This window comes from uncultured Adlercreutzia sp. (genome assembly GCF_958431955.1).
Classification (GTDB): Bacteria; Actinomycetota; Coriobacteriia; order Coriobacteriales; family Eggerthellaceae; genus Adlercreutzia.
Map to the genome: position 1 here is coordinate 1 of NZ_CAUASN010000004.1, position 26,662 is coordinate 26,662.

At 65.4% G+C, this 26,662-nt stretch carries 23 protein-coding genes; 8 read left to right on the forward strand and 15 right to left on the reverse strand.

Annotation, left to right across the window (positions count from 1 at the left end):
- The 5 genes from Q5064_RS02120 to dnaK form a co-directional block, all read right to left on the reverse strand.
- Positions 1 to 984: Clp protease N-terminal domain-containing protein (locus tag Q5064_RS02120; protein WP_302961887.1), on the reverse strand; the 984-nt coding region annotated here is incomplete at its 3' end.
- Positions 985 to 1,165: 181 nt separating this feature from the next.
- Positions 1,166 to 1,543 carry a heat shock protein transcriptional repressor HspR gene (locus Q5064_RS02125; RefSeq protein ID WP_302961889.1) on the reverse strand — a complete coding sequence of 126 codons (378 nt, stop codon included), beginning with the start codon at positions 1,541 to 1,543 and terminating at the stop codon, positions 1,166 to 1,168.
- Positions 1,534 to 2,496, reverse strand: coding sequence for a DnaJ C-terminal domain-containing protein (locus Q5064_RS02130; RefSeq protein WP_302961890.1), 963 nt, complete (start codon positions 2,494 to 2,496; stop codon positions 1,534 to 1,536). The genes Q5064_RS02125 and Q5064_RS02130 overlap by 10 nt, the downstream gene beginning before the upstream one ends.
- A gap of 69 nt (positions 2,497 to 2,565) precedes the next feature.
- A complete protein-coding gene (locus tag Q5064_RS02135) occupies positions 2,566 to 3,255 on the reverse strand; it encodes a nucleotide exchange factor GrpE (RefSeq protein WP_302961891.1) in 690 nt (229 codons plus the stop codon).
- Between the two features lie 5 nt (positions 3,256 to 3,260).
- Positions 3,261 to 5,165: a molecular chaperone DnaK gene (dnaK, locus tag Q5064_RS02140; protein WP_302961893.1), complete on the reverse strand. Its 1,905-nt coding sequence runs from the start codon at positions 5,163 to 5,165 to the stop codon at positions 3,261 to 3,263.
- A 382-nt stretch (positions 5,166 to 5,547) separates the two neighbouring features.
- Between dnaK and Q5064_RS02145 the strand changes: the two genes are divergently transcribed.
- The gene (locus tag Q5064_RS02145) at positions 5,548 to 6,996 is read left to right on the forward strand and encodes an ATP-binding protein (protein WP_302961894.1); all 1,449 of its coding nucleotides are present in this window, start codon (positions 5,548 to 5,550) and stop codon (positions 6,994 to 6,996) included.
- Here Q5064_RS02145 and Q5064_RS02150 read toward each other — a convergent pair.
- The gene (locus Q5064_RS02150) at positions 6,993 to 8,627 is read right to left on the reverse strand and encodes an FAD-dependent oxidoreductase (protein WP_302961896.1); all 1,635 of its coding nucleotides are present in this window, start codon (positions 8,625 to 8,627) and stop codon (positions 6,993 to 6,995) included. The two genes, Q5064_RS02145 and Q5064_RS02150, sit on opposite strands and share 4 nt — an antisense overlap.
- 325 nt (positions 8,628 to 8,952) lie before the next feature.
- Here Q5064_RS02150 and Q5064_RS02155 point away from each other — a divergent pair, with 325 nt between their 5' ends.
- The gene (locus Q5064_RS02155; protein ID WP_302961898.1) at positions 8,953 to 10,374 is read left to right on the forward strand and encodes a helix-turn-helix transcriptional regulator; all 1,422 of its coding nucleotides are present in this window, start codon (positions 8,953 to 8,955) and stop codon (positions 10,372 to 10,374) included.
- A gap of 10 nt (positions 10,375 to 10,384) precedes the next feature.
- Here Q5064_RS02155 and Q5064_RS02160 read toward each other — a convergent pair whose 3' ends face one another.
- The 4 genes from Q5064_RS02160 to Q5064_RS02175 all read right to left on the reverse strand — a co-directional run bounded on the left by Q5064_RS02160 (position 10,385) and on the right by Q5064_RS02175 (position 12,855).
- On the reverse strand, positions 10,385 to 10,723 hold the full coding sequence (locus Q5064_RS02160) for a helix-turn-helix transcriptional regulator (protein WP_302961899.1): 339 nt from the start codon (positions 10,721 to 10,723) through the stop codon (positions 10,385 to 10,387).
- Positions 10,716 to 11,111 carry a type II toxin-antitoxin system RelE/ParE family toxin gene (locus Q5064_RS02165; RefSeq protein WP_135970478.1) on the reverse strand — a complete coding sequence of 132 codons (396 nt, stop codon included), beginning with the start codon at positions 11,109 to 11,111 and terminating at the stop codon, positions 10,716 to 10,718. The genes Q5064_RS02160 and Q5064_RS02165 overlap by 8 nt, the downstream gene beginning before the upstream one ends.
- 123 nt (positions 11,112 to 11,234) lie before the next feature.
- Positions 11,235 to 11,909, reverse strand: coding sequence for a hypothetical protein (locus Q5064_RS02170; protein ID WP_302961901.1), 675 nt, complete (start codon positions 11,907 to 11,909; stop codon positions 11,235 to 11,237).
- An 85-nt stretch (positions 11,910 to 11,994) separates the two neighbouring features.
- The gene (locus Q5064_RS02175; RefSeq protein ID WP_302961902.1) at positions 11,995 to 12,855 is read right to left on the reverse strand and encodes a DUF364 domain-containing protein; all 861 of its coding nucleotides are present in this window, start codon (positions 12,853 to 12,855) and stop codon (positions 11,995 to 11,997) included.
- A gap of 137 nt (positions 12,856 to 12,992) precedes the next feature.
- On the opposite strand from Q5064_RS02175, the gene Q5064_RS02180 reads away from it, so the two are divergent.
- From Q5064_RS02180 to Q5064_RS02190, 3 genes are read left to right on the forward strand one after another with little or no spacing between them, the layout of a single operon-like run.
- Positions 12,993 to 14,033, forward strand: coding sequence for an iron ABC transporter permease (locus Q5064_RS02180; RefSeq protein WP_302961904.1), 1,041 nt, complete (start codon positions 12,993 to 12,995; stop codon positions 14,031 to 14,033).
- Complete coding sequence (locus Q5064_RS02185; RefSeq protein WP_302961905.1) at positions 14,030 to 14,815, forward strand: ABC transporter ATP-binding protein; 786 nt, start codon at positions 14,030 to 14,032, stop codon at positions 14,813 to 14,815. The genes Q5064_RS02180 and Q5064_RS02185 overlap by 4 nt, the downstream gene beginning before the upstream one ends.
- Before the next feature lie 21 nt (positions 14,816 to 14,836).
- Positions 14,837 to 16,006: an ABC transporter substrate-binding protein gene (locus tag Q5064_RS02190; protein ID WP_302961908.1), complete on the forward strand. Its 1,170-nt coding sequence runs from the start codon at positions 14,837 to 14,839 to the stop codon at positions 16,004 to 16,006.
- Positions 16,007 to 16,123: 117 nt separating this feature from the next.
- Here the strand turns inward: Q5064_RS02190 and Q5064_RS02195 are convergent, their stop codons facing one another.
- Complete coding sequence (locus Q5064_RS02195) at positions 16,124 to 17,698, reverse strand: LuxR C-terminal-related transcriptional regulator (protein ID WP_302961910.1); 1,575 nt, start codon at positions 17,696 to 17,698, stop codon at positions 16,124 to 16,126.
- Between the two features lie 368 nt (positions 17,699 to 18,066).
- Between Q5064_RS02195 and Q5064_RS02200 the strand changes: the two genes are divergently transcribed.
- On the forward strand, positions 18,067 to 19,929 hold the full coding sequence (locus tag Q5064_RS02200; protein ID WP_302961911.1) for an FAD-binding protein: 1,863 nt from the start codon (positions 18,067 to 18,069) through the stop codon (positions 19,927 to 19,929).
- Between the two features lie 166 nt (positions 19,930 to 20,095).
- On the opposite strand, the gene Q5064_RS02205 is transcribed toward Q5064_RS02200, so the two are convergent.
- Positions 20,096 to 20,752 (reverse strand): hypothetical protein, encoded by a 657-nt coding sequence (locus Q5064_RS02205; protein WP_302961912.1) that lies wholly within the window; start codon positions 20,750 to 20,752, stop codon positions 20,096 to 20,098.
- Positions 20,749 to 21,288, reverse strand: coding sequence for a hypothetical protein (locus Q5064_RS02210; RefSeq protein WP_302961914.1), 540 nt, complete (start codon positions 21,286 to 21,288; stop codon positions 20,749 to 20,751). The genes Q5064_RS02205 and Q5064_RS02210 overlap by 4 nt, the downstream gene beginning before the upstream one ends.
- A gap of 196 nt (positions 21,289 to 21,484) precedes the next feature.
- Here Q5064_RS02210 and Q5064_RS02215 point away from each other — a divergent pair, with 196 nt between their 5' ends.
- Positions 21,485 to 22,732: a helix-turn-helix transcriptional regulator gene (locus Q5064_RS02215; RefSeq protein ID WP_302961916.1), complete on the forward strand. Its 1,248-nt coding sequence runs from the start codon at positions 21,485 to 21,487 to the stop codon at positions 22,730 to 22,732.
- 56 nt (positions 22,733 to 22,788) lie between these two features.
- On the opposite strand, the gene Q5064_RS02220 is transcribed toward Q5064_RS02215, so the two are convergent.
- The gene (locus tag Q5064_RS02220; RefSeq protein WP_302961917.1) at positions 22,789 to 23,652 is read right to left on the reverse strand and encodes a pyridoxamine kinase; all 864 of its coding nucleotides are present in this window, start codon (positions 23,650 to 23,652) and stop codon (positions 22,789 to 22,791) included.
- 206 nt (positions 23,653 to 23,858) lie between these two features.
- Between Q5064_RS02220 and Q5064_RS02225 the strand changes: the two genes are divergently transcribed.
- Positions 23,859 to 25,496, forward strand: a complete 1,638-nt coding sequence (locus Q5064_RS02225; RefSeq protein ID WP_302961919.1) for a helicase HerA-like domain-containing protein — start codon at positions 23,859 to 23,861, stop codon at positions 25,494 to 25,496.
- 90 nt (positions 25,497 to 25,586) lie between these two features.
- On the opposite strand, the gene Q5064_RS02230 is transcribed toward Q5064_RS02225, so the two are convergent.
- Positions 25,587 to 26,648, reverse strand: coding sequence for a nucleoid-associated protein (locus Q5064_RS02230; RefSeq protein WP_302961921.1), 1,062 nt, complete (start codon positions 26,646 to 26,648; stop codon positions 25,587 to 25,589).
- Positions 26,649 to 26,662: the final 14 nt, after the last annotated feature.

A 26,662-nucleotide genomic window follows, 5' to 3' on the forward strand; every position in this document is an offset into this window, starting at 1 on the left:
GGCGTCCTTCTCGATGTACTTGCGGTACTCGTCGAGCGTGGTGGCGCCGATGGCGCGCAGCTCGCCGCGAGCGAGCGCCGGCTTCAGCATGTTGCCCGCATCGAGCGAGGAGTCGCCGCCGGCACCGGCGCCGACGATGGTATGCAGCTCGTCGATGAACAGGATGATGTTGCCGTCGGACTCCTTCACCTCTCGCAGCACGTTCTTCAAGCGGTCCTCGAACTCGCCGCGGTACTTCGCGCCGGCCATCATGGCGCCCAGATCGAGCGATACGATCTCGCGGTCCTTCAGGGAAGAGGGAACGTCGCCGGCGACGATGCGCTGGGCCAGGCCCTCGACGATGGCCGTCTTGCCGGTGCCCGGCTCGCCGATGAGCACGGGGTTGTTCTTCGTGCGGCGGGACAGCACCTGGATGGTGCGGCGGATTTCCTCGTTACGGCCGATGACCGGGTCGAGCTTGCCCTCGCGGGCCTGCTGGGTGAGGTTCTGGCCGAACTGCTCCAAAGCCTCGAACTGGGTCTTGTCGGTCTGGGAGGTGACGCGAGTGTCGCCGCGCAGGCTCTCGTAGGCCGCCTCGATGTTCTTGCGGGTGATGCCCGCCGTGGTGAGGATACGGCCGGCCGCACCCTTGTCCTCGGACAGGGCGATGAGCAAGTGCTCGCTCGTGGCGTAGCTGTCGCCGAGCTTCTCGGCGATCTTCACCGAGTTGTCGATGACCTTGATGAGGTCTTGGCCGGGAATGGCCATGGGCGTGGCACCCGTCTGCTTGGGCATCTTGGCGATCTCGTCGCTCACGTTCTGGGAAAGCCACACCGGATCGGCGCCGATGCGCTTGATGATGGCGGCGAGGTTGTTCTCGTCGGAATCGAGCAGCGCCTTCAGCAAGTGAATGGGTTCGATGACGGCCGCATCGGCGTCGCCGGCAACGCCCATCGCCGCCTGAAACGCCTCCTGCGCCGTCACCGCCAGTTTATCTAGTCTCATAGGTTCTCCTTAGTTGTATGTCCCGTCGCACTTTCTACGCTCAACCTTGGTTGAGCAGGCGGGGAGCAGGGGGTGTGCCTCCACGCGCAGTTCCGCAGCGAACGAAAATGTCCTGTGGACATTTTCGCCGAGCGAGGACTGTCTGAGCATGGAGGCATGCTCCCTGCTCCTCGCCGAACGGCTACGGAAGTCGTCGGGCCGGGGATACGTGCACGATGGCGCCGACGGTTGCGCGGTTCTCCAGTTCTCGCACGCGATCGGCGAGGCGCCGCACGCGGCCGTGCAGATCCTCTACCTCGCTCTCGCGCTCGTCGAGCCGGCTCTGCAGATCAAGGATGCGCGTGACGCCGGCGAGGTTGATGCCCTCGCTCGTCAGTTCGTTGATGAGGTTGAGCCGGTCGATGTCGGCCTGGGAGTACATGCGCGTGTTGCCACTCGTGCGACGGGGCGTGACCAGGCCCTTCTGCTCGTAGGAGCGCAGGGTCTGGGGGTGCACCCCAGCCAGTTCGGCAGCGATGCTGATCATGTACAGCGGCCGGTTCCTATCGTCTAATCCCATGGTCTGATCTCCTTCTCCGTTGCCGCTTGGAAATCTTCCATGGCCTTCTTCTGGGCCTCGTTCATGTCGGTGGGCACCTCGACCTGGATGCGAATCTTCAAGTTGCCGTTCTGGCCCTTGTTCTTCACATCGGGCGCGCCCTTGCCCTTGATGGTGAGCACCTTGCCGTCTTGGGTGCCGGCGGGTACCTTCACCTTGATCTTCTTGCCGTCGGGCGTGGGCACCACAATGGAGGCGCCGAGCGCCGCTTCGGCCACGGTGACGGGCAGGGTCACGGTCACGTCGGCCTTGTCGCGGCCGAAGTAGGGATGCTCGTCGATCTTCGTGGTGATGAGCAAGTCGCCGGCCGGACCGCCGTTCTCGCCGAGGGCGCCCTGGCCCTTCAGGCGCACGCGGCCACCGTCCACAGCGCCGGCGGGCACCTTCACCGTGTGGGTGTCGGGCTCGCTCTTGCCGGGAATGCGCACGGTGATGCGCTTCTCGGTACCGTTGAAGGCCTCGTCGAAGGTCACGTTCAGCGTGACGTTCATATCCTGGCCCTTACGGGGCTGGGGTTGGCCGCCGAAGCCGCCGCCGAAGTCCCAGTTGCCTCCGAACGCACCTTCGCCGTGACGGATGCTCTCCAGAATGTCGGCCCAGCTGCCGCCGAAGCCGCCGCCCGTGGAGTAGCCGCCGCCCCCGCCGAAGATGTCCTCGACGTTGAATCCCTGACCGCCGCCCCATCCTTGGGGAATCTGGTTCTCGTTCGCGGTTCCGTACTGGTCGTAGAGATCGCGCTTCTTCGGGTCGCTCAGCACCTCGTAGGCCTCGTTCAGCTCTTTGAACTTGGCCTCGTCGCCGCCGGCATCGGGATGATGCTTGCGGGCGAGCTTGCGGAACGCCTTCTTGATCTCGTCGGCCGTGGCGGTGCGCGGAACGCCTAGCGTTTTGTAATAATCAGGCGTGGACGCCATTCGTTCCACCTCCGTTACTTTTGTCTCTTGAACACGGGAGCGGACCCGCAAGTCCGCCCCCGATTGGTCTTACTCTTCTTCCGGCTTCTCCCGCTTGGGGCCTCCCGTGGTGATGGTCACCATGGCGGGCCTGAGCACCTTGTCGCCCATGCGGTATCCCAGCTGGTATACCTGCGCGACGGTCTCGTCGGGAACGCTGGGGTCGTCCACCGTGCCCACGGCTTGGCAGGCCAGGGCATCGAAGGCCTCGCCCTCGGGGTTGATGACCTCCAAGCCGCCCTTGGCGAGCGTGTCGGTCAGCTTGGCCTGCACGGCCTTCACGCCGCCGAGCAGCCCGGTCTCGCCGTTGGTCTCGGCGTAGTCCACCGTGCGCACGAAGTCATCGAGCACGGGAAGCAGGCTTTCCATCAGCTTCTCGGTAGCGCGCACCTTCTCGGCCTCGCGCTGCTCGCCCATGCGGCGGCGGTAGGTGTCCCACTCGGCATGCAGGCGCACGTACTTGTCCTGCCAGTCGGCGGCCTCCGCCTTGGCAGCGGCAAGCGCCTCGGATTCCTCGATCACGCCGGCCACGGCTTCCGCGGCAGCCTTCTCGAGCTCGGAATCAAGCTCGCCGGCCTCGTTGGCCTCGATCACCTCGGCGTCGGCCACGACCTCGGCCTCGCGGGCATTGTCGGCGGCAGCGGTGGCCGCCTCGTCGGCAGCCACCTTCGCGTCAGTGGGGGTAGAAGAGGTGACCTTGTCCTTATCGGGCGTAGTCATCGGTCTTACTTCCCTTCCTTCTCGTCGTCGACGACCTCGTAGTCGGCCTCGATGGTGTCATCGGCCGGAGCGGTCTCGGCAGCGGCGGCCTGGGCACCCGCGGCGGCACCCTCGGTGGAGTACACGACCTCGGCGAGCTTGTAGCCGGCCTGCTGGATCTTCTCGGTGGCCGCCTTGATGGCGTCGATGTCGGTGCCCTCAAGAGCGGTCTTGGTCTCGGCGATGGCCTCCTCGGCCTGGGTCTTGGCATCGGCCGGCACCTTGTCGCCCAGCTCGTCGAGCGTCTGCTGGGTAGCGTTCACGAGCGCGTCGGCGTTGTTGCGCACCTCGGCCTCTTCCTTACGGGCGGCATCCTCCTCGGCATGCTGCTCGGCGTCCTTCACCATGCGGTCCACTTCGTCGTCGGACAGGGCGGTGGAGCCGGAGATGGTGATCTGCTGCTGCTTGCCGGTGCCGAGGTCCTTAGCGGACACGTTCACGATGCCGTTGGCGTCGATATCGAAGGTCACCTCGATCTGCGGCACACCGCGACGAGCAGCCGGGATGCCGGTCAGCTGGAAGCGGCCGAGCGTCTTGTTGCCCGCGGCCATCTCGCGCTCGCCCTGCAGGACGTGCACCTCGACGGAGGTCTGGTTGTCGGCGGCCGTGGAGTAGATCTCGGTCTTGCGGGTCGGGATGGTGGTGTTGCGCTCGATCATCTTGGTCATCACGCCGCCCATGGTCTCAACGCCGAGGGACAGCGGGGTGACGTCGAGCAGCAGGATGCCCTGCACATCGCCGGCCAGCACGCCGCCCTGAACGGCAGCGCCCATGGCCACGACCTCGTCCGGGTTCACGGACATGTTCGGAGCCTTACCGGTGAGGGTCTTCACCAACTCCTGCACGGCCGGCATACGGGTGGAGCCGCCGACGAGGATGACCTCATCGACCTCGCCCATCTTCAGGCCGGCGTCCTTCAGCGCCTGCTCGACCGGCTTCTTGCAGCGATCCAGCAGGTCCTTGGTGATGCGCTCGAACTCGGCACGGGTAAGGGTGAGGTCCAGGTGCTTCGGGCCGGAGGCGTCGGCGGTGATGAAGGGAAGGTTGATGTTGGTCTGCGTGGTGGAGGACAGCTCCATCTTCGCCTTCTCGGCCGCTTCCTTCAAACGCTGCAGGGCCATGGGGTCCTTGCGCAGGTCGATGCCGTTCTCGGCCTGGAACTTGTCGGCCATCCAGTCGATGATGCGCTGGTCCCAGTCGTCGCCGCCCAGGTGGTTGTCGCCAGCGGTGGAGGCCACCTCGAACACGCCGTCGCCGAGCTCGAGCACCGACACGTCGAAGGTGCCGCCGCCCAGGTCGAAGACGAGGATCTTCTCATCGTGGTCGACCTTGTCGAGACCGTAGGCGAGCGCCGCGGCGGTCGGCTCGTTGATGATGCGCAGGACCTCCAGGCCGGCGATCTTGCCGGCGTCCTTAGTGGCCTGGCGCTGAGCGTCGTTGAAGTAGGCCGGAACGGTGATGACGGCCTGGGTGATGGGCTGGCCCACCTGCTTCTCCGCGTCGGTCTTCAGCTTCTGAAGCACCATGGCGGAAATCTCCTCGGGGGTGTAGTCCTTGCCGTCGATATCGATGACGGCGCGACCGTCCTTGCCCTTCTCCACCTTGTAGCTCACGGTCTTCTGCTCCTCGGGGGTCTCGTCGAAGGAGCGGCCGATGAAGCGCTTGACGGAGGAGACGGTGTTCTCGGGGTTGGTGACGGCCTGGTTCTTCGCGGCCTTGCCGACCACGCGCTCGCCGTCCTTGCGGAAGCCCTCGACGGACGGGGTGGTGCGGTCGCCCTCGGCGTTCACCAGGATTTCGGGCTCGGAGCCCTCCATGACGGCCATGGCGGAGTTCGTCGTGCCCAAGTCGATGCCAAGAATCTTAGCCATTGTGTACTGCCTCGCTTTCACAGTTCTGGTACAGATGAATGATGTTGAGGCGCAGTATAAAACCTTAGTCTACTGCTGTCAAGTTTCCTCAACACCATTCAGTAAGCAAAGCTCACTTCGCAGCACCATACGCCCCTTCACCCTTATCCTTATAGGGAAGGAGAGGTTTGTTACCAAACGAAAACACAGCCGTCATCAGGGAGAATATATGCACCGTGCTCTTCGTTTCCCCATAGATAACCTGCATTCTCATGAATGAACGTTATGTGGAGGATAACAGAAAATCTAAGTCACTTCACAGAAGATTCCGCTCCTGACAGACGCAGATTCCTTCCCTATAATACAGTGCACAGGTATTGCTAGGGTAAGGAAGGTTTTCTCTATGGCCGCAGCGGATGCATCGCTTCCCATTGCCCGACGATCCACCTGGCGCGACGAGTGCCTCGAGGTCGTCTGCGGCATCGCGAACGCAGGAGGAGGACGCCTCATCTTAGATGCCGAGGTGGACGGCCGCGGCTCGGTGAAGCGCCGCACCAACCGAGTCATGAAGGCCATTCCCCCCGACGTGAAGCAGGCCCTCGGGCTCATCTGCGCCGTGGAGCTCGTACTCGACGGCGGCCGCTTCTGCCTGGAGGTGGTCGTTCCCCCGGCGGTGGAGCCCATCAGCTACCACGGGGTGTTCTACCTCTTCCAGGATGGCGAGAACCACGTGATGGACGACGACGCCCTCGACCGGCTGCTCCAGCCCGAGGCCGAGCCGGACGTGAAATGGGAGACGCGGCCGGTGGTGCAGGCGAGCATGGACGACTTGAATCTCGACCTGGTCACGCGCTTCACCGGCGCGGCCCGCGACACCGACATCACCGTCGACCACGCCGATGTGGCGGCCATGGAGGAGACCTTGCGCCACGCGGGCCTGATGACCGGCGTGGGCACCCCCACCAACGCCGGCATCCTGCTTTTGCACGACCGCCCCCAGCGCTTCATTCCCGGGGCCACGGTGCGCATCGGCTTCTTCGGCACCCGCGGCATCACGCCCATCTTCGAGGACGAGATCTGCGGCTCGCTCATCGAACAGCTCCACGGCACGGTGGAGGTGCTCTTCGACAAGTATCTCCCCCATATGGACGGGGAGGGCACGGTGCGCTCTTCGCTGGGCACCACCGGCACCAGCATGCCCCCGCGCGACGCCGTGCATGAGGCCGTGCTGAACGCGCTCGCGCACAAGGACTACGACAGCGGGGCCCCGGTGCAGGTGAGCGTGTTCTCCGACCGCCTGTGCATCGACAACGTGGGGCGGCCGCCGCTCAGCTGGGACGTGGGAGTGCTGCTAGGACGGCACACCTCGCGCCCGAACAACCCCAACCTGGTGGCGGCCCTGCGGTCCCTGGGCATTATCGACGGCTGGGGCAACGGCATTGCCGCCATTCGCATGCACTGCCTGGAGGAGGGCTCTCCCGAGCCCGTCTTCCAGCTGCGCGGCGACGAGACCACCGTGTGCTTCCCCATGGACGACGACAGCCTCATCGCCGTCTCGGTGACCCCGGCCGACGCCTTCGCCCCCGCCGCGCCGGCGCCCCGGGCCGAGCTGCCGGCCGTGCAGGTGGCGGCCCGCGAGCGCGCCCGGCAGCGAAACGTCGGCCTCACCCTGAACGACGAGCACGTGCTGGCCATGATCGACATCGACGGCCACCTGACGGCCCCGCGTATCGCCCGCAACCTCAACATATCCGAGAGCACGGTGCGCCGCTCGTTCCGCCGCCTGCGCGAGCTGGGCCTCATCGAGCGCGTCGGCTCGGACAAATCGGGCTTCTGGCAGGTAATGAGCTAGAGCGCGGCCACGTGCTTGCCGGCGAGGTAGCCGCCGGTGATGGCGCGGCCGATGGAGAGCCCCAGCACGTCCATGGGGTAGTCCACACCGCCGTAGAAGCAGCCGGACACGTTGCCCACGGCGAACAGGCCGTCGATGGGCGTGTGCTCGTCGGCTTTCAGCACCTGGTTGTCGGCGTTGATGAGCAGGCCGCCGATGATGGCCGAAAGCCCCATGCCGAACTCGTGGGGCACCACGATGAACGGCGGCGTGTCGAGGGCCCGCATGAAGGTGGGGTTCTTGCCGAAGTCGTCATCGGAACCCTTGGCGCACAGCTCGTTGTAGCGGTCCACGGTGGCCTGCACGGCGGCGGCGTCCAGCTCGTAGGCGCCCGATTCCGCATCGGCGGCCATGGCGGCGCAGGCCTCCTCGATGGTGTTGCCCTCGTAGTACCACATGCAGTTGGAGGCGTCGATCTCCGGATCGATGGCCTTCCATTCCGCAATCTGGTCCTGCCACTTCGCGTCCACGATGGTGTACAGGTTGCCGGCCTTCGCATCGCCGTCGGCGTCGTGGATGTAGTCGCGCACGTAGTTGTTCAGGTAGCCCTGCATGGGACCCTCGCACATGAAGCGCTCGCCCTTGGCGTTCACGAGCAGGTGCGGAGTGTCCACGCGGCCCACGCGGGCATCGTGGATCATCTTCGTATGGGTGGTCGGCTCGATTTCGCCACCGGCCCACACGCCCATCTTGTGCCCGTCGCCCGTGCGGTTGATCTGGCACGGCGGGAACTCCTTGATGTCGGGGCAGTAGTAGGCCACCATCTCGGGATCGCACTGGTAGTCGCCCGTGGCCAGGATGACACCCTTGCTGGCGTTGAAGAGCACGTGCTTGCCGTCCTCCTCGCACACCACGCCGGTCACACGGCCCGCCTCGTCGGTTGCCAGCTGCACGGCCGGGCAGCTGAAGAAGAACTCCACGCCCGCCGCCTCGGCGCCCGGGGCGATGGCCTTCACCACCTCATCGTGGCCGATGCGGAAGTAGGTGTTGGCATGCAGGTACACATCGTAGCCGTTGATGTGCAGCACGCGGTCGGCCTGGGGCTCGTCAGGGTTCACGTCGATGCCGCCAGCCGATGCAGCCTCCTTGAACCAGGCCAGAGCCTCGAAGGAGTTGTCGGCCCAGGCCTCCAGGAGCGCCCGGTTGCTGCGATGGTCGGCCAGCTTGATAAGATAGCTGATGAGCGCCTGCTTGCCCGCCTCGCTCGTCTGATTCAAATCGACGCCGGCGGCCATGTTGCCCTGGGAGGAAGGCGTGGCCTCGCGCTGCACGCAGGCTATCTTCGCGCCGGCTTCGGCAGCCGAGAGCGCAGCGGCCATGCCAGACACGCCAGCGCCCACAACGACCACCTCGTACTCGCGTGTCTCGTCGAAGTCGGTGATGGGCGCGGGCGGCACGAGGAAGCTCGGCGTGCCGTCCGCGGCCGCGGTCCCCTCGCCCGTGGCGGCGACGGGCGTGCCCTGCTGGGGCGCGCAGCCGGCAAGGGCGGTGCCGGCCGCCACGGCGGTGGCCAAGCCGCCGAGCTTGAACAGCCCGCGGCGGGTAAGCGCCGCGGAAGCGGGAGCCTGATCGGTGTTGACGATGGTATGCATGGGAGCCCTCCTGTAGTCTCGTTTCCTTCCCTGCCCGAAGCGCCGCGAAGGCGTCGGGGGCGGCCCCACTATGGCCGCCTTGCCAGCCGTCGCACATCCACCGCGCGGCGCTTTCCCTGTTTATCTTTATAAACCATCCTCATAAACACCCCTTTTTCCTGGGGAAACGCCTCGGCTCCTTCCCGAGGCGAAATCACCGTTCCGAAAGAAGGAGCCGCAGCGCACGTTATAATGGTGCGCGGGTACCGAAGCGTCCTGCCAGAAGACGGTCCTCGGCAGCGTGCCGGCATCCATTGGGGAATCGGGAGGGAGAAGGGGACGCGCCATGACCCACGATGCAGCTGCGCAGCCCATGCGCTCGCTTGCCTCCATAGCAGATATGCCGCTGTCGTTTCTCGGGTTCGCCCTGTGGCGCGCCTGGGTGTCGCTTTGCTACGCGAACCCCGTCTGCCCTATGCCGGTGAACGCGGCAGCCGGCCATCTCTCCTATGACATCGTGCTCGCGGCGTGCGCGGTGACTATCGCGCTGCTTTCCTCGCGGCTCGCTCCCCTGGCGGGCAAGCGGTGGGTCTACCCGGTCATTGCGCTCCTGCTCGGCTTCTCCGCCGCCGCGAATGCCGCAGCCGTCATCTGGCCCGCAGCCGCAATGTCCCTCGTCGGCCCCGCCACCCTGGCCGGTGGTGCCGGATCGGCCCTGCTCATTCTCCTGTGGTGCGAGATCTACAGCTGCCTGGGAGCCGCCCGCGTGGCGCTGTACTACGCGCTCACCATTATCGGAGGCGTGCTGCTCACCTTCCTGCTCCAAGGCTTCCGCGAAGAGTACCTCTACGGCGTGCTCATCGCGCTTCCCGCGCTTTCCGCGGCGCTCGCCCACCGGTCCTACCGCTGCCATATCCCCGCCGAAGACCGCCCCGGCGCCTCGGGGCGCCGGCTCATTCCCTGGAAGTTCTTCCTCATTCTGGCGCTGTTCGAGCTCGTAGCCAGCTACAGCTCCGCCGCCATCAGCGCCGAGCATCCCTCGCTCATCGGCTCCCACTCCACCTGGACCACCCTCGTCGGAGGCGTGCTGCTGTTCGTCTGGGTCTGGTGCTTTTCCGGCCGGCTGCCGCTCTCGACGCTCTACCGCGCCCCAGCCGTGCTCATCTGTTGCGGGCTGCTCATCGTGCCGCTGTTCGGCATCGGCGGCAGCGTGGCCGGCAGCTTCTGCACCGCACTCGGGGTTATGCTGTTCAACGCGCTGGTGCTGCTGTTCCTCTGCGACATCGCCAAGCGCTTCGGCGTGAGCGCCCTTCTCCTGTTCGGCATCGAGGAGGCGCTGCTGCTCGTGAGCTGGGTGGGCCGGGGAGCCGCGGAAGCCCTCGACGGGCAGGGGCTTTTCGGCACCCTCGGGCCTGCGGTGGGATCTGTGGCGGCCGTCGCCGTTATCGCCGTCGTCACGCTGCTCGTGCTGAACAAGCGGGAGATAGACGAGCGCTGGGGCCTGGCCTTCCTGGGAAAGCGCGCCGCCGAAGACGACGAGCGCGGTCGCATTGCCCACCGTTGCGCGGAAGTGGCCGCCCGCGGGCACCTCACGCCGCGCGAGGGCGAGGTGCTGGAGCTTTTGGCCCAGGGCAAGTCGCTTTCCGGCGTAGCCAGCGAGCTCATCATCGCCGAGGGCACGGCGAAGGCCCACACACGCCACATCTACGAGAAACTCGGCATCAACACCCGCCAGGAGCTGCTCGATCTGCTGATGGCAGAAGCATAAGCAGCTGAAACTACCCTACGGCCAAGCGGACGGAGCCTGCGGGAAACGCCACAGCCTCCTTCTTCCGAGGCGTGATGCGAATCTCTACGTCACACCCGAGGGCATCGGCATAACGCGATAGCGTGCCGATGCGCAGCGAAGACGTCCTGCCGTTCTCGATGTCGGATACGCGATTCTGCGAGATACCCGCCGCAGAAGCGAGCGCCGTCTGAGTCATGCCCAGCGTCTTGCGAATCTCCTTCAGCTTGTACTCCTCCACCGCCTCGATCATCTCCGTTTTAAGACGATCGACATTTTGCCGGTCAGCACCAAGCGTTTCCATGTATTCGCTGAAGCTCATCTCAGCCATCTTTCTTGCCTTTCTCGCTCAACCGTCTCAAATGCTCGTCATACCTTTCGTCGGCAATGGGAATGGCCTTTTTGTACCATTCGCCCCATTTATCGCGCCTTGACTTCTTCCTCTCCACCATCCCGCTCTTATCTCCGCCCAGAAGAAGGATGGCTTTTCTCCGAGGATCAAAGGCGAAAAGGATGCGGAACTCCGACATACCCGGCGACGGCGGTCGCAGCTCCTTCATGTTCTTGTGCCGAGACGCCGTCACGGTATCCACAAGCGGACGTCCCAGCGCAGGGCCGAATTCCATAAGCACCTCAACAGCAGCCGTCACGCAGTCCCTCGTCTCAGGGTCAAGAGAGGCCAGCCATTCGGTTACATATGTATAATCCACGGTCCACATAGGCAAAATATAACATATTTACGATAATATTTCCAGGAAAGCGAGTTCCACGCTTTGGAAGCGGGAGCCCGCATCCGCAAGTTCTTGCGAGAGCCAACCGAGATGCACGCATCGCAAAAGCGATTAGCGCTCATCTCCGTACGTGCTCTTACATCTGACAAGCGCGGCCGACAGGACGGCTGCTCGGCCCTCCTTGTCGGGAGCGATGCGCATGCGATCGGGCCACGCGGCGGCGAGCAGGGCCTCGGCGTCGTCGGCCAGATAGTCGCGCACCACCACGAGTGCATGGGGAAACGCCGCAGAGGGGCCCTCGGCGAGCAGGCCCACCGCCTCGGTAAGGCCGCCGCCGCGCCAGATTTCCAAACGGCCCAACTCGTCCACGACGAGCAGGGCAGAGCGCCGAAGGCGGGGCGGCGCTTCCGATTCGGAAACAGCCTCGGCGCGAACCAGCGAGCGCAGCTTCTTGAAGTGGGCGTTCACGCGCTCAATGGCCGCGTCGGATATATGCCAGGCCAGTTCCGCCCGGGCGGCCTGGGAGCCCTCGTCGAAGGTGCCGTCGGCGCGGGCCAAATCGCCCCGGCGCGCGAAGGGAATGCGCTCGCCGCCGGGCAAGAGCACGTTGTCGATGCCGAGCTTCTCGTAGCCGTTCCCGTCGGCGCGCTCTCCCGCCGAAGCCACCCACTGCCCCGGAGCGAGCACGCCGGCGCACGGCACGCCGCGCTCGGCCAGATCGGCAACGAGCCCCTCCAGCCAGCGCGTCTTCCCTATCTGAACCTCGCCCGTTAAAAGAAACAGCATCCGAAAACCTCTCGCATTCGCCCGCCCATCGTGCCCCCCGCTTCGTCCCGCGTTTCGGCAGCCAGACCCCACGCGGGGAAAGCTCCTAGACTTCAGGGTTGCGCAGAGCGGCCATAGTCAGCGCCTCGCCGAAGAACTGGCCCGTGCCGTTCTTCACCGCGAACGCCGCCTTCTCGGGGTCGGCCACCACACTGCCGGCCAGCATATCTACGCCCCAGCGGAACAGAAACGGCGCCATGACCACGCTCGGTCCCACGAGCACCGTCGTGGCCTGCGCCGATAGGTCAAGCAGGCGGGGAGCCGTCTTGTTGATGAGGGTGACGCCGGTCATGAACACGTAATCGGCCTCGGGCACCACATACTCGCACGCTGGATCGGGCACGTCGTTAGCCTGGCTGCACTTCCGCTCCAGGACGGTGAGTCGCGCATACTCCTCGATGCGCTCTACATGGGGAAAGTGCCCCACCACGACCACGCGCGCGTTGCCGCCAGCAGCGGCGATGCGCGGACGATACATCTCGAAGGCGTCCATCTTGCGAATAGTTCCGTCGGGGACCTCCACCGCGGCATCGTAGGTGCACCCGAGGGGATCCAGCAGCGCGCGCTGAGCGTACCAGGCGTTCAGGGCGGCCACGCCCAGGCTCGCCTCCTCGAAGCACCACGACTTCGCCAATTCCGCCATCTCGCGCAGCGGACGGCCACGGAAGTCATCGGCATACCGGCGCCGGGAGCCGCCGCTCGTCGTGAAGCTCACCCCCATGCCGCTGTCAGCGGTCACATAGGACCAATGGGTGCCCAGGCACCAATCGCGCACGAGCACCTCTTCGGGAATGCCGGCGATCAGATGGTTGTACAGCTTCCACGGCGTGTTCGCGCCGAAGGTATCGGGGAATCGCGTTCCTGCCGCCTCGCCGGCACTGCAGCAATCTCGCTCGGGACATCCCATGGCTCCGCCTTTCCTCGCCTTTTCTTCCTCCTGTTATAGTACCTTATTATTCTCACTTGTAAATTATACTCAATTAAGTATATAATCACCTCGCTCGCCATCGAGACCGGATTCAATAAGAGAGGGGGTACATCGCCGTGGGCCACACCGTCGCGCCGTCTCGGCGCTCCCGCGCCACCGCGCGGGCGCGCTGCGTTGTCGCCGGGCTCGCGGTGCTCCTCGTGGTGTCGGCCACCGTGTCGCTTCTGCTCGGGCGCTACCCCATCTCCCTTACCGAGGCGGCGGCCATGCTCGCCAACCTCATCGTACCCCAGGAGCCCATCTGGTCCGACCAGCAGGCCACGCTCTTCTTCAACGTGCGCCTGCCCCGCGTGCTGCTCGCCCTCATGGTGGGCTGCTGCCTGGCCGTGGCCGGCGCTGCCTACCAGGGCACCTTCCAGAACCCGCTCGTGTCCCCCGACATCCTGGGCGCCAGCCAGGGAGCCGCCTTCGGCGCGGCCGTGGCCATCCTCTTAGGTCTCAGCTCCGTTATGACCTCGGTGTTCGCCTTCGGGTTTTCGCTTCTCACCGTGCTTTTGGTGCTGCTCATCAGCGCGCGGGCCCGCGGCAACCACATGATGGTGGTGGTGCTTGCCGGCGTCATGGTGTCGTCGCTGTTCCAGGCCGGCGTCTCCTACGCGAAGCTCGTGGCCGACCCTACCGATGAGCTGGCCGACATCACCTACTGGCTCATGGGCAGTCTCACCGGCGCCAGCATGCGCGACATCACCATGGTCTTCCCCATCATGCTCTTAGGCTGCGCCACCCTGTTCGCCCTGCGCTGGCGCATTAACATCCTCACCATGGGCGATGACGAGGCCGCCACCATGGGCGTCAACGCCAAACGCACCCGCATCGTCGTCATCATCGCCGCCACCCTCGTGACGGCTGCAAGCGTCTGCGTCACCGGCATGATCGGCTGGGTGGGGCTTATCATCCCCCATCTGTGCCGCATGCTCGTGGGGGCCGACTACCGCCGGCTCATCCCGGCCTCCATGCTCATGGGCGCGACGTTCCTGCTCATCGTGGACGACATCGCCCGTCTGGCCACGACCGCCGAGATTCCCATCGGCATCCTCACGGCCTTCGTGGGGGCGCCCTTCTTCCTGTACCTCATCACCCGGAAGAAGAAGCTATGAGCATCGAAGTGACAAACCTGAGCTTCTCCTACGGAAGCCGCGAGATCCTGCGCGACCTGACCTTCTCCATTCCCGACGGCACGCTCGTGAACGTGCTCGGCCCCAATGGCGTGGGCAAATCCACCCTGTTCCGCTGCATCCTGGGGCTGAACCCCGGCTACACGGGGCATATCGCGGTGAACGGGAAGGATCTGCAGCGCCTTTCCATTCGCGAGCGCGCCCGCGAGATCTCCTATATTCCGCAGTCCCATGCGCCAGTGTACGACTACGAGGTGGTGGACGTGGTGCTCATGGCCACCGGCAACGACCTGAAGATGCTCGCCACCCCCGGCCCGGCCCAGCTGGAGAGGGCCCACGAGGCGCTCGCCCGCATCGGCATCGAGCACTTGGCCCACCGCACCTATACGCAGATCTCCGGCGGCGAACAGCAGCTCGTGCTCATCGCCCGGGCGCTCGCCCAGAACGCCCGCACCATCATCATGGACGAGCCCACGAGCGCCCTGGACTACGGCAACACCATGCGGGTGCTCTCCTGCGTGCGCCAACTCGCGCGCGAGGGGCTCTCCATCGTGCAATCGACCCACAATCCCGACCACGCCTTCCTCTACTCCGACGCCACCATGGTGCTCGCCGAGGGGCGGCTTGCGGCTTTCGGCAACCCTCACGAGGTCATCACCTCCAAGCTCATCAGCGAGCTGTACGACCTCGAGGTGGAGGTCAATTCCCTTTACGGCGACAAGGTGCGCGTCTGCGTGCCCGTTCGCGAGATAGAACGTTCCTGACTTGGGAGGAAAGGAAACCACATGTTGAGAACCTTGAGGAACAAGGGCCGCGCGCTGGCCAGCGCCACCGCAACGCTCGCTCTGGCCGGATGCCTGGCCTTCGCGCTTGCCGGCTGCTCCGGCAGCGACGGCGCCGACAGCTCCGATACGCCGGCCAACCCCGCCGTCGAGCAGGAGGTGGACGCCGATGCCGAGGCGGCCGCCGACGCTGCGGGCACCATCACCTTCACCGACGACCTCGGGCGTACCGTGGAGCTGCCGGCCCAGATCGACAAGATCTGCCCGTCGGGCTTCACCGCCCAGCAGGTGCTGCTCACCATGGCCCCCGACAAGATGGTGGGCCTGGCCCAGGAGCTGACCGAAGACCAGCTGAAGATCTTCGGCGAGAAGTTCGCCGACTACCCGGTATTCGGGGCCGTGCTCGGCGCCACCGACAGCCTGAACCGCGAGGCCGTGGCCGCCGCCGCGCCGCAGGTCATCATCGATACCGGCGAGGCCAAAGAAGGGGCCGAGGAAGACCTGAACGCCCTGCAGGAGCAGCTGGGCATTCCCGTGGTGTTCATCGAGGCCAAGCTGTCCGACTACGGCGCGGCCTACGCGCGCCTGGGCGAGCTGCTCGGCATGGAGGATCGCGGCAACGAGCTTTCCGCCTACTGCGACGACGCCTACAAGACCGTGGAGACCGCCATGGCGGGCATTCCCGAGGACCAGCGCGTGCGCATGGCCTACCTGCTCGGCGATAACGGCCTGAACGCCATCGCCAAGACCTCGTTCCAGGGCGCCGTGATGGACATGGTGGCCGACAACGTGGTCGTCGTGGACGACGTGTCCGGCAAGGGCAACGGCAACGAGGTGAGCCTCGAGCAGATCGCCCTGTGGAACCCCGACCTCATCATCTTCCAGACCGGCAGCATCTACGACACCGTGGGCGACGACCCGGCCTGGGCCGGCATCGCCGCCATCGACAACGACAACTACTACCAGGTGCCCAACGACCCGTGGTGCTGGATGAACAACCCGCCGACGGTGAACCAACTCATGGGCCTGCAGTGGCTGCCGCGCCTTCTGTACCCCGACGCCTTCGACGATTCCATCGAGGACGTGACCCGCGCGTACTACAGCACCATGTACCACTACGACCTCACCGACGAGGAGCTGGCCGACCTGGTGAAGGATGCCGTGCGGAAGTAACGCCGCGACCTTGCACCCCCACAACAGGGGAGGCGCTTCTCCAAGCACGCACGCAAAGGGCGCCCCGGGCGAAAGCCACGGGGCGCCTTGTCGTTGAGCATTCAAACCCCAGGCTCGTCAAGCGTGCGGCCCGCGGGTGAGGCGGAGAATGTCCTCACGCGAGGAGACATCGAGCTTCCGGTAGATGTTGTGAATGTGGGTGCGCGCCGTATTGGGCGATATGAACAGAGCGCTGGCGATGTAGGATCCGTTGTGGCCCTCGGCCAAGTACGTGAGAATCTCCCGCTCGCGGGCCGTCAGGCCGTGGGCGTCGGCGAGCGCGCCGCAACGCGCGGCAAGCCCTAAGGCCTCGCGCCCACGTGCCGCATCGGGCGAGGAGGCCCCTTCGGCCCCCGCGTCCACCGAACCGGCCGCAGCTGCGGGGGCGGACGCCGCTTTCCCTAAAGCCCCCGCATCGCCGAGAACCGCCTCGACCTCGGATCGGCGACGCACATGGGATACCAACACGAGCGCAAACGCGTAGAGCGTCGTGGTGAGGGTGACGACGACGGAGATCATCTCATCGGGCAGCGCGCCGCCCACCTGCTGTCCCAGAAACGAGGCCCCGCAAAACGCGCACAGAGCCACCGAGAACACGAGATCGGCCGAGAACTCTCCCGCGTGAGCTACGGCGCACAGCGTGGCCAGGGTGAGCACGGCCGCCACCGAATACAACCCGTAGATGAGCCAATCGGACACTCCGCTGCCCCACCCGAGCGTGGCCGTGATGCTGATGCCGGCGAGCACGACCATGGCGAAGATAGGAAGGAACGTCTGCTGCAAGCCCCCGGAGAGCAGAAACGGCCCGCGCTTCATCAATGCGAAGGCCACAATGCCCGCGCCCGACAACGCGAGGGCCCCCAAATAGGCGCCCTGCCCCTCGTTGAAGGCCGTGCGCATCACTGCCATGGCGAAGGCGAAGGCCACCAGTCCCAGACTCGGCATGCCCGCCACGTCGAACAGCGACGCCAGGGCAGGTCGGCCGGCAGCAGCCACATCTCCCTGTGCGGCCGCCGGCTCATGCACCGCAAGGGGCACGACCGCAGCCACCGCCGAGCAGACGAACAGCAGCGCCAGCATCCCCTCCAACGGGAGCCACCCATACAGAGAGCACAGCGCGGCCGAAAGCACCGAGGCGGCACCGACCACCACCAGGGCCAAGCGGATGGGCAGGCGCCGTGCGCACACGCGGCCCCACACGAGCACCATACCGCAATCGGCCACCCCAGCCGCCACGCCGAGCAGCGGATAGACCGTCGGGACATCAACGGCAAAGTAGCAGGCGAATCCGAAGCCGAGGGCGCAGCAGAGATAGGCTACAGCCGCCACCGCTCCGAGGGCCATGAAGGGAAGCGGACGGGAACGACGCAGGCTCACCGCCGCCAGTGCAGCCGCGATCAGCGTAGCCGCCAGGAGTGTCGTCTCGGCGAACATCCCCATGAAGCCTGCAGGACCCGAGGCCAAGCTGAAAACGGGAAAGCGCAGGAAGCTGATAACCGTGCCGGAATAAATGAGCAGCGACGAGAACAAGCTGCCCAACCCGAGCACCAGGAGGGCCAGCGTCCCGCGCGATGGAACGTCGGCACGCGCCACGTTGTTCGACGGGCGAGGTTCCCGCGATGCTACGTCGGGCATGTCAGCGGACTTCGCCATAGCTCGCTCTTTTCTCCTTCACGCGCTGCACACTCGGCCGGCCGCATCGCCGCGAGTTATCGCCTGCATGCGCTCCCTCCCAAAAACATCGCCGCGCAGCCGCAGGGGCAAGACGGCGCGAGCACTGGTTGGCATTATAGCAGCCTCGCAGTCAACGTATCTTCCCCATCTCCTCTCACCTGGTGTTTCACCTGAACTCGCCACCAAAATACGTAAAAGCGTTGAGACGGTTCTCGGCGATAACCAGGAAAATATCGACGTTTTTGCGGATGGATGCACCCTGCGGTCCCTGCCATGATGGGGTCATGAGGCCCGACCGATGCGTCGAGCCACCGATTCCGATAGTCGATTGATAAGGAGAGGGAATCATGGAACTGTCTCGTAGGAACTTTCTTGCCGGCGCCGGTGCCGCGAGCGTGCTCGGCGTGATGGGCTTGGCCGGCTGCGCTCCCGAGACCAAGGCGACCGCCTCCGCGGGCGCCGCCGAGGGCGATCTGAGCGCCACGGGCTCTGCCGCCGCGCGCCCCGATTACTACATGTGCGACGAGGACTGGCTGGGTACCGCCCCCGAGATCGCGGCCGATGCCATCACCCAGACGAGCGACTTCGACGTCGTGGTGGTCGGCGGCGGCCATGCCGGCACCCAGGCGGCGCTCGCGGCGGCCCAGGAGGGCGCGAAGGTGGCCGTCATCGAGAAGCACAACGACGGCGAGATCGTCTACCGCGGCGACGACATCTGCTCGTACAACTCCAAGATGCTGGAGGCGTGGGGCTTCGGCCCGTACGACCTCGACGAGATCGTCAACGAGTACGTGCGCCGCGCCAACGGCCGCTGCAACACCGAAGTCATCCGCTCGTTCGTGTACAACTCCGGCGAGATGATGGACAACCTGGCCTCGCTCATCCCCGACACCTCCAACGTGTTCGACTACGCCGGCAACGAGTGCATCGTGCAGATCGCCTACGACAAGCCGAACGGCTCGGACTACCCCGTGGAGATCTCCGGCTACAAGATGTGGGCCTCCACCGTGCAGACCGTGGGCACCCAGAACGCGCAGCCGGTGGGCAAGGCGGGGCTGACCGAGGTGTCGCGCCTCACCGAGATCGAGACCTACTGCCGCGACGCCGCCGAGGACCTGGGCGCCGAGTGGCACTGCGGCATGACCGCCGTGCGCTGCCTGTCCGATGACTCCGGCGCCGTCACGGGCGTTATCGCCGAGGACGCCGAGGGCAACTACGTGCAGTTCAACGCCGCCAAGGGCGTTATCCTGGCCACGGGTGACTTCGGCGCCAACCCCGACATGGTGTGGGAGCTGTGCTCCGAGTGCGCCGAGAACGCCATGCGCCACGGCGTGGACCGCGAGCGCCTCACCGGCATGACCGACTGCGACGGCTCGGGCCACAAGATGGGCTGCTGGGCCGGCGGCGCCATCGAGAGCCACCCGCGTCCGGTGGCCGGCGACGCGCCTTCCATCTCCTTCGGCCCCTGGGGCTCCACCCCCTGCCTGTGGCTGAACTGCAAGGGCGAGCGCTTCATGAACGAGTCCTTCGCCGGCCTGGTGCTGGCCCAGTCGGTGCGCCAGCCCATCGACCAGGAGGCGGCCATGCCGGGCAACTTCGCCATCATGGACAAGAAGCATATGGACTACATCAAGGCGGGCGGCCTGGACCACGGCGCTCCCAACTGGGGCTTCCCTGAGGGCATCGAGGAGTACGAGGCCCAGATGAACGCCGCCGATCCGGCTGCCGGCACCGTGACCGTGCGCGGCCTGGAGATCGCCAACCGCGGCATGGCCATGACCAACGACGTGTTCGTCGGCTCCACGGTGGAAGAGGTGCTGACGAACGCCGGCCTGACGGGCGAGGCGCTCGAGAACGCCAAGGCCGCCGTCGAGCGCTACAACGAGCTGTGCGCCGCCGGCAAGGACACCGACTTCGGCAAGCCGGCCGACAACCTCATCCCCATCGACGAGGCCCCGTTCTACATTGCCGCCCAGAACACCCCGAACCTGTACGGCCCGGGCCTGAACACGCTGGCCGGCCTGTGCGTGAACGGCAACATGCAGGTGCTGACCGCCTCGAAGAACGAGGTGATTCCCGGCCTGTACGCCGTGGGCAACACCATGGGCGAGCGCTACGGCAACGCCTACAACTGCCCCTCGGCCGGCAACAACATGGGCAACGCCATGACAAGCGGCCGCGTGGCCGGCAAGCACGCCGCCGCGAACTAGCGGACACGGAGCGGCCCCGTCGGCCGACCCCGAACCTACCCTCCCTCAAGCGCCCCGCACCCTCCGCGGGGCGCTCTGCTTCCCATAAGCCGGCTTCCCTGCAGCCGAACCCCCGTCCCCGGAAACCGGCCCGGAGCGCACTTTCCAGGGACGACGCGGCAAACGTTTAGGCGAGGGAGGTCAAAAACGCCTTTTCGACGGGGATATAGGGGGTCATTTGCATATCCGCAACGCACTCCACGCAATCGGACTGCACGAGGCGCAAGTACCCCCAATGATAGGGCGATGTCATGTACTTCCCCAGGAAGGTTGCCGCAGTGTCGAAATCGCAGTCGTACACGTAGTTCCAGGGCACTGCCCCCGCGGAATCAAACACCTCCGAGATCTGCATGTTCACGAGACCGGGCACATACTCCCCCACCTCGAGCAGCCGGCGCCGCATATTCTCCACCTGCTCGGGAGCCACTCCATCAACGAGGTGCACGAGCATGACGCGATGACAAGCGCTCTCGTCACCTTGCAGCCTCTCCTCTCCGGGACCGTAGGCCACAAACGTCATATCCCCCATGACCGCTTCCTCCAAAAGAGACCTCAGGGCCTCCCATGTCTCAGATGCAGCGGCGTCGTCGTAGTCGGCACGCTCGGCAAAGCCGAGTTCGCAGAACAGTTCACCGGCATTGCTCGGGGAGTCCTCGGGCACGATCTCGCAGGCAAATGTTGGGGCCAGCCGGCCGCACAGCTCGCGAGCGGCATCGCGAATCTCCGACTTTTGGTCGGCAGATGCGTCTTCGGCGAACTTCACAATATACAAGGCGTTTATCATTGGTTGAGCACCTCCACATCGGCTTCACTCGCAAAATAGGAACGGTCGCGGCCTTCGAGTTTCTCCTCAAGCTCTCGCCACCAAGCCGTAACGCTCGCATCGCCATAGGAAATGGCCGCGGCAAGGGCCGGATACCCCTGGAAAGCCCACGTGAACTCCAGCGTGTTGTTGCTTGCGGGATCGGTGAGCCAAATCGGCGGAGCTATCACCGCCCGATCGAGCGTCATGGATTTTTCGGCAGCGACGGCCTCGAAGTGCTCGAGATACGCATCGTGCACCTCGCGACCAAGCCCCGGCTTCGCCACCAAGCGGTCAACGAGGTAAATTACCGGCCTCGCAAAGTTCTCGTCTTCCACCGGTGCCGTTTCGGCAAGGTCGGTGTCCGGCTCTGCCTCTGGAGCAGCCGCCGATTCCTTCGCCACTTGCGCTTGCCGATCGGCACACCCCCCGAGCAGCCCCGCGCCTACCGCCGCGCACCCGGCCGTAGCGCCAACCTCGAGAAATCTTCTGCGCGAGACAATGAAATTCCTTCCCATACTTCCTCCTATCGTTCTTCCTAATCCGATTCGCCTTCGCTCTCCTCCGGTCTGGTGCCGACGAGGTAAAAGCGCTAGAATCAGCAAGCGATATGGCGAGGGGACGCACTATCACAGGCTTCATCTGTCGGCGAATCGGACACATCGGATGCTACCGCCGCCGCGGCAAACGAGTCGATCTCACGAAATTGCTTATATGGGAGAGATCGATCATCCGAAACGGACGATTTGGAACGGAGGGGCCATGCAAGTACATTTGCATGCGGAGCGAGTGGGGCTTTCCCATTCTTTGAAGATTGCAGTTGTCGATGCGGTGATCTGGGTATGGTTCTATCAGGTTTCCCATACCGACAGCGCGGCTTTTCTCGGACGAGGCAGCGCCTCTTGGTGCGATCGCATCATATTTGGGATCCTCGTCACCGCCATCGTGCTTCTGCTGCGCTGGGATCGCTTCCCCCGGCCCTTCCGCACCGCCGTTCCCCTCGGCACGAGTGCCGTGTGCGCCCTGCTCATTGCGCTCGACGGCACCGAGTCTTTGCCCGACGCAGTTCACCTCGTCCTTCTGGCAATGCTCTCTATCGGCTCGTTTACCTGCCAGCTGCTGAGATTCGACAACCTGGCCCGCGCGGAGAACATCCGAGCGCTGGCCCTCACTCTCACCGAATCCCTCGTGCTGTTCTACGCTCTCAATCTCGTTTTCGCGGAAACATCGGGGGCGCTGCGCAATGCCTACCTCATCGTGGCACCCCTCGTCCTGCTCGTCGGCCTGAGAGCCCCCGATGCCCCCACCCTTCACCTTCGGCCGCTCTCGATAAAATCTCTTGCGGTGTTGCCGAACTTCCTCGTAGGGGCCTTCGGCGTTGCAGGAGGGTTCATCTTTATCGTGGGCACCCTGCGCGTACCGACGGGTCTGACAGACTTGCTGTACAGCCCCATGCCCACGTACCCGACCATGCTGCTGCTCTATATGGCGCTCTCCATTATCGTGGCCTCGGGGCTTCGGTTTCCGAAGGCATCGTATTTCTCGCTAGTGAACCTATCGTGGTCGATAGGCATCGCATTCGGCAGCGTGGTGATGAACGCGGGGCTGCAAGTACCCGAGAGCGTTTCCCTCCTGTTCGCCGCGGCGGCCATGATGAGTTTCTTCCTCTTCCAGAGCACGTGGATCGATCGCCCCGAACACGCCCCCTCGACTCCTGCCCAGCAAGTAGAGGACATCGCCGAGCACTTTGGCCTCACGAGACGAGAGAGGGAGGTTGCCGCGCTCCTCTTGGAAGGCCGCAGCCTTCGCCGCATCCAGGCAACGCTCTTCATATCCGAGGGCACCGCGAAAACGCACGTGAAGCATATCTATGCCAAGCTGAACGTGCACACCAAACAAGAGCTTATCGACCTCTTCAACCAGCCCCCAGCGCCAATAGGCGGCAGCGCCCCGCGTCCGTGAATTGCGGGGCGCTGCCGCTTTAGCGGAACTGCCGGCTTGCGCTTGGCGGGGAGGTTCTACCCCAGAAGCGCGCAGACGTTTCCGAGGAGGGGCTCGAAGGAGACGCCGCGAGCCTCAAAGTCGGGCTGCTTGGCGGAGACGACCATGGCGTCGGCCGTGAAGTCGGCGGCGAAGCGCGTAGCCTCGGCCAGGTCGCGACCGGCCATTACCGCAGCCAGCAGCGTGCTGGCGAACACGTCGCCCGTGCCGTGCAGCATGTAGGGGAGCTTCGCGTTCGTGGTCTCGGTGAAGTCCACCGAGTCGCCCCACACGTAGTTGTGGATGAGCCCGTCGCCGTGTTCGATGCCCTTCAGCACCACGTTCTTCGCGCCGCGCTCGCGCAGCTCGAGCATCATAGCGCGCACGCCTTCCTCGTCCACGTCGGCTCCTTCCCATTCGCGGCCCAAAATGATGGCCGCCTCGGTCAGGTTCGGCGTGAGGATGTCGGCCCCCTGGGCCAGCTCGCACATGGCGGCCACCAGCTCGGGCGTGTAGGTGGGATACACCTTGCCGTGATCGGCCATCACCGGATCAACCACGCGCAGCGCGTTCGGGTAGGTCTCCCACACGTGGCGGATGATGTCCACCTGCTCGGGCGCGCCGAGAAAACCCGAGTACACCGCGTCCAGCTCCACGCCGATGCCCTGCCAAGCGGCCAGGTAGTCGGTAAGGATGTCGGTAGTATCGTGCATGTACCAGCCGGGGAAGGCCGTGTGGCTGGAGAACAGGCCCGTAGGCACGGGGCACACGTCGCAGCCGGCCGCCGACAGCACGGGGATGGCCACGCCGAGCGAGCACTTCCCGTAGCCGCACAGATCGTGGATAGCCGCCACGCGCGGGATGTAGGCGCCCTCGCGCTCGTAGAGTTTCGTTGCCGTCATGAGGTTCGCTCCTTTCGTCGAACGATCGGGAACGATTCTACCGCTGCGCGGGCACCACGGGCCCTAGGCTTTTCCGAACGGAAGGGGCATCTGGTTGGCCAACGCCTCCACAGGCCGTTGACAATTCCCCCGCCGCGGCGAGCGCCCAGCGCGAGCAGGCGTAGCATGGCGGCATGACTCCGATTGCCCACGAAAGCGAGGCTCCCATGCTGGAAAACGATCGCGTCAAGGTAGCCCAGGGCGAGAACCCCTGCTATCTGCTGCTTGACCAGGCGAATCGCCACGGACTCATCGCCGGCGCCTCAGGCACGGGCAAGACGGTCACCCTGAAGGTGCTGGCCGAGGGATTCTCGCGCGCCGGGGTGCCGGTGTTCATGGCCGATGTGAAAGGCGACGTCACCGGCATCGCCCAAGCCGCCGACGACACGCCCGAGCTGCGCGAGCGCGCCGCCTCGCTCGGCGCCGAGGCCTGGCAGCCCCAAGGCTGCCCCACCCGCCTGTGGGATATGCTCGGCGACGGCGGCATCCCTGTGCGCATCACCGTGTCGGACATGGACCCCGACCTTCTGGCCCAGCTGCTCGACCTCACCGACGTGCAGGCCGGGGTGCTGTCTATCGCCTTCCGCGTGGCCGACGACAACGGCATGCTCATTATCGACCTGAAGGACCTGCGCGCCATGCTCACCTACCTGGCCGACCACGCCAAGGAGGTGGAAGCCGCCTACGGGCGCGTGTCCAGCCAGTCCATCGGCGCCATCCAGCGGGCGCTGCTCACGCTGGAGGACGAGGGTGGCACCCTCTTCTTCGGCGAGCCGGCGCTCGATCTGGCCGACTGGCTCGCCTGCACCGACGATGGCCAGGGCGTCGTGAACGTGCTGGCCGCCGCGCGGCTCATGGCCAGCCCGCGCATCTACGCCATGTTCCTGCTGTGGATGCTCAGCGAGCTGTACGAGACGCTGCCCGAGGTGGGCGATGCCGCCAAGCCGAAGTTCGTGTTCTTTTTCGACGAGGCACACCTTCTGTTCAACAACATGCCCCGCGAGCTGACCGACAAGATCGTGCAGACGGTGAAGCTCATCCGCTCGAAGGGCGTGGGGCTCTACTTCATCAGCCAGTCGCCCTCCGACATCCCCGACGAGGTGCTCGCCCAACTTTCCAACCGCATCCAGCACGGGCTGCGCGCCTACACCCCCGCCGAGCAGAAGGCGGTGCGTGCCGCCGCCCAGGCCTTCCGCGAGAACCCGGCCTTCGATGCCGAGCAGGCGCTTCTGGAAGTGGGCACCGGCGAGGCGCTCGTGTCGTTCCTGAACGAGGAGGGGCAACCCTCGGTGGTGGAACGGGCGAAGGTGCTGCCGCCGGAATGCCTCATGGCCGCCGCCTCGCCCGCGACGCTGGAGGCAGTACGCGCCGAGGCAGCCCCGCTCATGGAGAAGTACGGGACCGCCATCGACCGCGAGAGCGCCTACGAGCTCATCAACGCCGAGCGGGCCGAAGCCGCCGAGGCCGACGCCCTGGCGCAGGAGAAAGCCGCCTTGGAAGCCGAGCGCGCCGCCTTCGAGAAGGAGAAGGCCGTCGCGGAGGCCAAGGCCCAAAAGGAAGCCCAGCGCCAGGCCGATGCGGCGGCGAAGGCGGCCGAGAAGGAAGCAGCCCGCGAGGCGGCGCTCGCCGAGAAGGAGGCGACTCGGGCTGCCCGGGAGGCCGAACGCGAGGCGGAGCGCGCCGCCAAGGCCGAGCAGAAGCAGCGTGAGCAGATGGCGAAAACGGTGAACTCGGTCATCGGCCAGATCGGCCGCGAGGCCGGCCGCCAGCTCATGCGCGGGCTTTTCGGCAACCTGCGCCGCTAAGGCCCTTCGCAGACCCCGGGCCGCCATCGCGCAAAACAATCCGAGCGCCGAGCGCCGCCGCGAAGCAGGCCGGCGGCGACCCCGCTTTCCCTAGCGGTTCTCGATGGCGCCGATGTTCTTCAGGGCGATCTCGATGCGCCCGTCCGGCGTGCTGAAGAACTCGATGAACTCGGGGTTCTCGCCGTACTCGGCGGGGAAGGTGAGCTCGATGCCCGTGTCGGTGCGGATCTTGTGGTTGCGCGTCACCTTCTTGGCCACCGCCTTCTCCACTACCACGCGCTCGGGCAGCGCGCCGGCGTCCACGGCCCTATCGAACCGCTCCTGGCACACCGGCTCGTCGGCGAACACCTCGCGCGCGAGCTGGCGCGCGTCCACCTCATCGGACTCCTCGGCGTTCTCGGCCACGTAGGCCTTCGCCTTGGAGAGCGCCACGGCAGTGTTGGCGCCGTACTCCTCGGCCACCTCCTCCACCACGGTGGTCACGGCCTCGAGCACTTCCTTGCTGGAAGCCTCCATGGAGCACTGCAGCAGCCCGTCGGGAATGATCCAGCGCTTCTCGCCGGCAATCTCGCGCTCCTTGTCGCAGAACCACACGGCCATCGCGTCGGCGTCGATCAGCGCGAACGACGCCACCTTCTGCGACGGGTTCGGCAGAATGGCGTGGTGGCGCGCAATGGTGGTGGCGGTGTCGCCGAAGTCGTTGCTGCCCACCTCGTGCATGTAGGCCTGGCGGCTCTCCAGCAGGATGATGGCAAAGTACCGCGTGCCGCGCCCCTTGAAGGCGGCCTCAGCCTCCTCGTCGGTCATCTCGCGCACCGTCTGGTCCAGGTCGCCCTCGAAGTCGATAACGAGCAAGTCGCAGGAGGGCGTCTTCTCCATGCGCGACAACTCGCCCACCATGAACTCGCCGATCTGCTTCGACAGGTCCACGAAGTCGCGCTCGCCGCGGAAGTAGGCGCGCAGCTCCTCGGCGAACAGGCTGTTCTCGGCGAAGGTGCCGCGCTTGCTATCCATATTTCCCACGGCGCGCTTGGCCTGGCTCGTCACGTAGCGCTTGGCGGTCTTGTTGCCCAAGTCCATCTCGGTCTGCGCGAACACGTTCACGCAGGACACGAAGTCGAACACATGCAGAATGGCCTTGTTGATGTTCATGGGCAGCCTTTCGA

What these genes read in the sequence shown, in the direction of transcription:
- Q5064_RS02125 (WP_302961889.1), bottom strand. Translation starts at nt 1,543, where the DNA reads ATGGGATTAGACGATAGGAACCGGCCGCTGTACATGATCAGCATCGCT.
- Q5064_RS02130 (WP_302961890.1), bottom strand. Translation starts at nt 2,496, where the DNA reads ATGGCGTCCACGCCTGATTATTACAAAACGCTAGGCGTTCCGCGCACC.
- Q5064_RS02135 (WP_302961891.1), bottom strand. Translation starts at nt 3,255, where the DNA reads ATGACTACGCCCGATAAGGACAAGGTCACCTCTTCTACCCCCACTGAC.
- dnaK (WP_302961893.1), bottom strand. Translation starts at nt 5,165, where the DNA reads ATGGCTAAGATTCTTGGCATCGACTTGGGCACGACGAACTCCGCCATG.
- Q5064_RS02145 (WP_302961894.1), top strand. Translation starts at nt 5,548, where the DNA reads ATGGCCGCAGCGGATGCATCGCTTCCCATTGCCCGACGATCCACCTGG.
- Q5064_RS02150 (WP_302961896.1), bottom strand. Translation starts at nt 8,627, where the DNA reads ATGCATACCATCGTCAACACCGATCAGGCTCCCGCTTCCGCGGCGCTT.
- Q5064_RS02155 (WP_302961898.1), top strand. Translation starts at nt 8,953, where the DNA reads ATGACCCACGATGCAGCTGCGCAGCCCATGCGCTCGCTTGCCTCCATA.
- Q5064_RS02160 (WP_302961899.1), bottom strand. Translation starts at nt 10,723, where the DNA reads ATGGCTGAGATGAGCTTCAGCGAATACATGGAAACGCTTGGTGCTGAC.
- Q5064_RS02165 (WP_135970478.1), bottom strand. Translation starts at nt 11,111, where the DNA reads ATGTGGACCGTGGATTATACATATGTAACCGAATGGCTGGCCTCTCTT.
- Q5064_RS02170 (WP_302961901.1), bottom strand. Translation starts at nt 11,909, where the DNA reads ATGCTGTTTCTTTTAACGGGCGAGGTTCAGATAGGGAAGACGCGCTGG.
- Q5064_RS02175 (WP_302961902.1), bottom strand. Translation starts at nt 12,855, where the DNA reads ATGGGATGTCCCGAGCGAGATTGCTGCAGTGCCGGCGAGGCGGCAGGA.
- Q5064_RS02185 (WP_302961905.1), top strand. Translation starts at nt 14,030, where the DNA reads ATGAGCATCGAAGTGACAAACCTGAGCTTCTCCTACGGAAGCCGCGAG.
- Q5064_RS02190 (WP_302961908.1), top strand. Translation starts at nt 14,837, where the DNA reads ATGTTGAGAACCTTGAGGAACAAGGGCCGCGCGCTGGCCAGCGCCACC.
- Q5064_RS02195 (WP_302961910.1), bottom strand. Translation starts at nt 17,698, where the DNA reads ATGGCGAAGTCCGCTGACATGCCCGACGTAGCATCGCGGGAACCTCGC.
- Q5064_RS02200 (WP_302961911.1), top strand. Translation starts at nt 18,067, where the DNA reads ATGGAACTGTCTCGTAGGAACTTTCTTGCCGGCGCCGGTGCCGCGAGC.
- Q5064_RS02205 (WP_302961912.1), bottom strand. Translation starts at nt 20,752, where the DNA reads ATGATAAACGCCTTGTATATTGTGAAGTTCGCCGAAGACGCATCTGCC.
- Q5064_RS02210 (WP_302961914.1), bottom strand. Translation starts at nt 21,288, where the DNA reads ATGGGAAGGAATTTCATTGTCTCGCGCAGAAGATTTCTCGAGGTTGGC.
- Q5064_RS02215 (WP_302961916.1), top strand. Translation starts at nt 21,485, where the DNA reads ATGGGAGAGATCGATCATCCGAAACGGACGATTTGGAACGGAGGGGCC.
- Q5064_RS02220 (WP_302961917.1), bottom strand. Translation starts at nt 23,652, where the DNA reads ATGACGGCAACGAAACTCTACGAGCGCGAGGGCGCCTACATCCCGCGC.
- Q5064_RS02225 (WP_302961919.1), top strand. Translation starts at nt 23,859, where the DNA reads ATGCTGGAAAACGATCGCGTCAAGGTAGCCCAGGGCGAGAACCCCTGC.
- Q5064_RS02230 (WP_302961921.1), bottom strand. Translation starts at nt 26,648, where the DNA reads ATGAACATCAACAAGGCCATTCTGCATGTGTTCGACTTCGTGTCCTGC.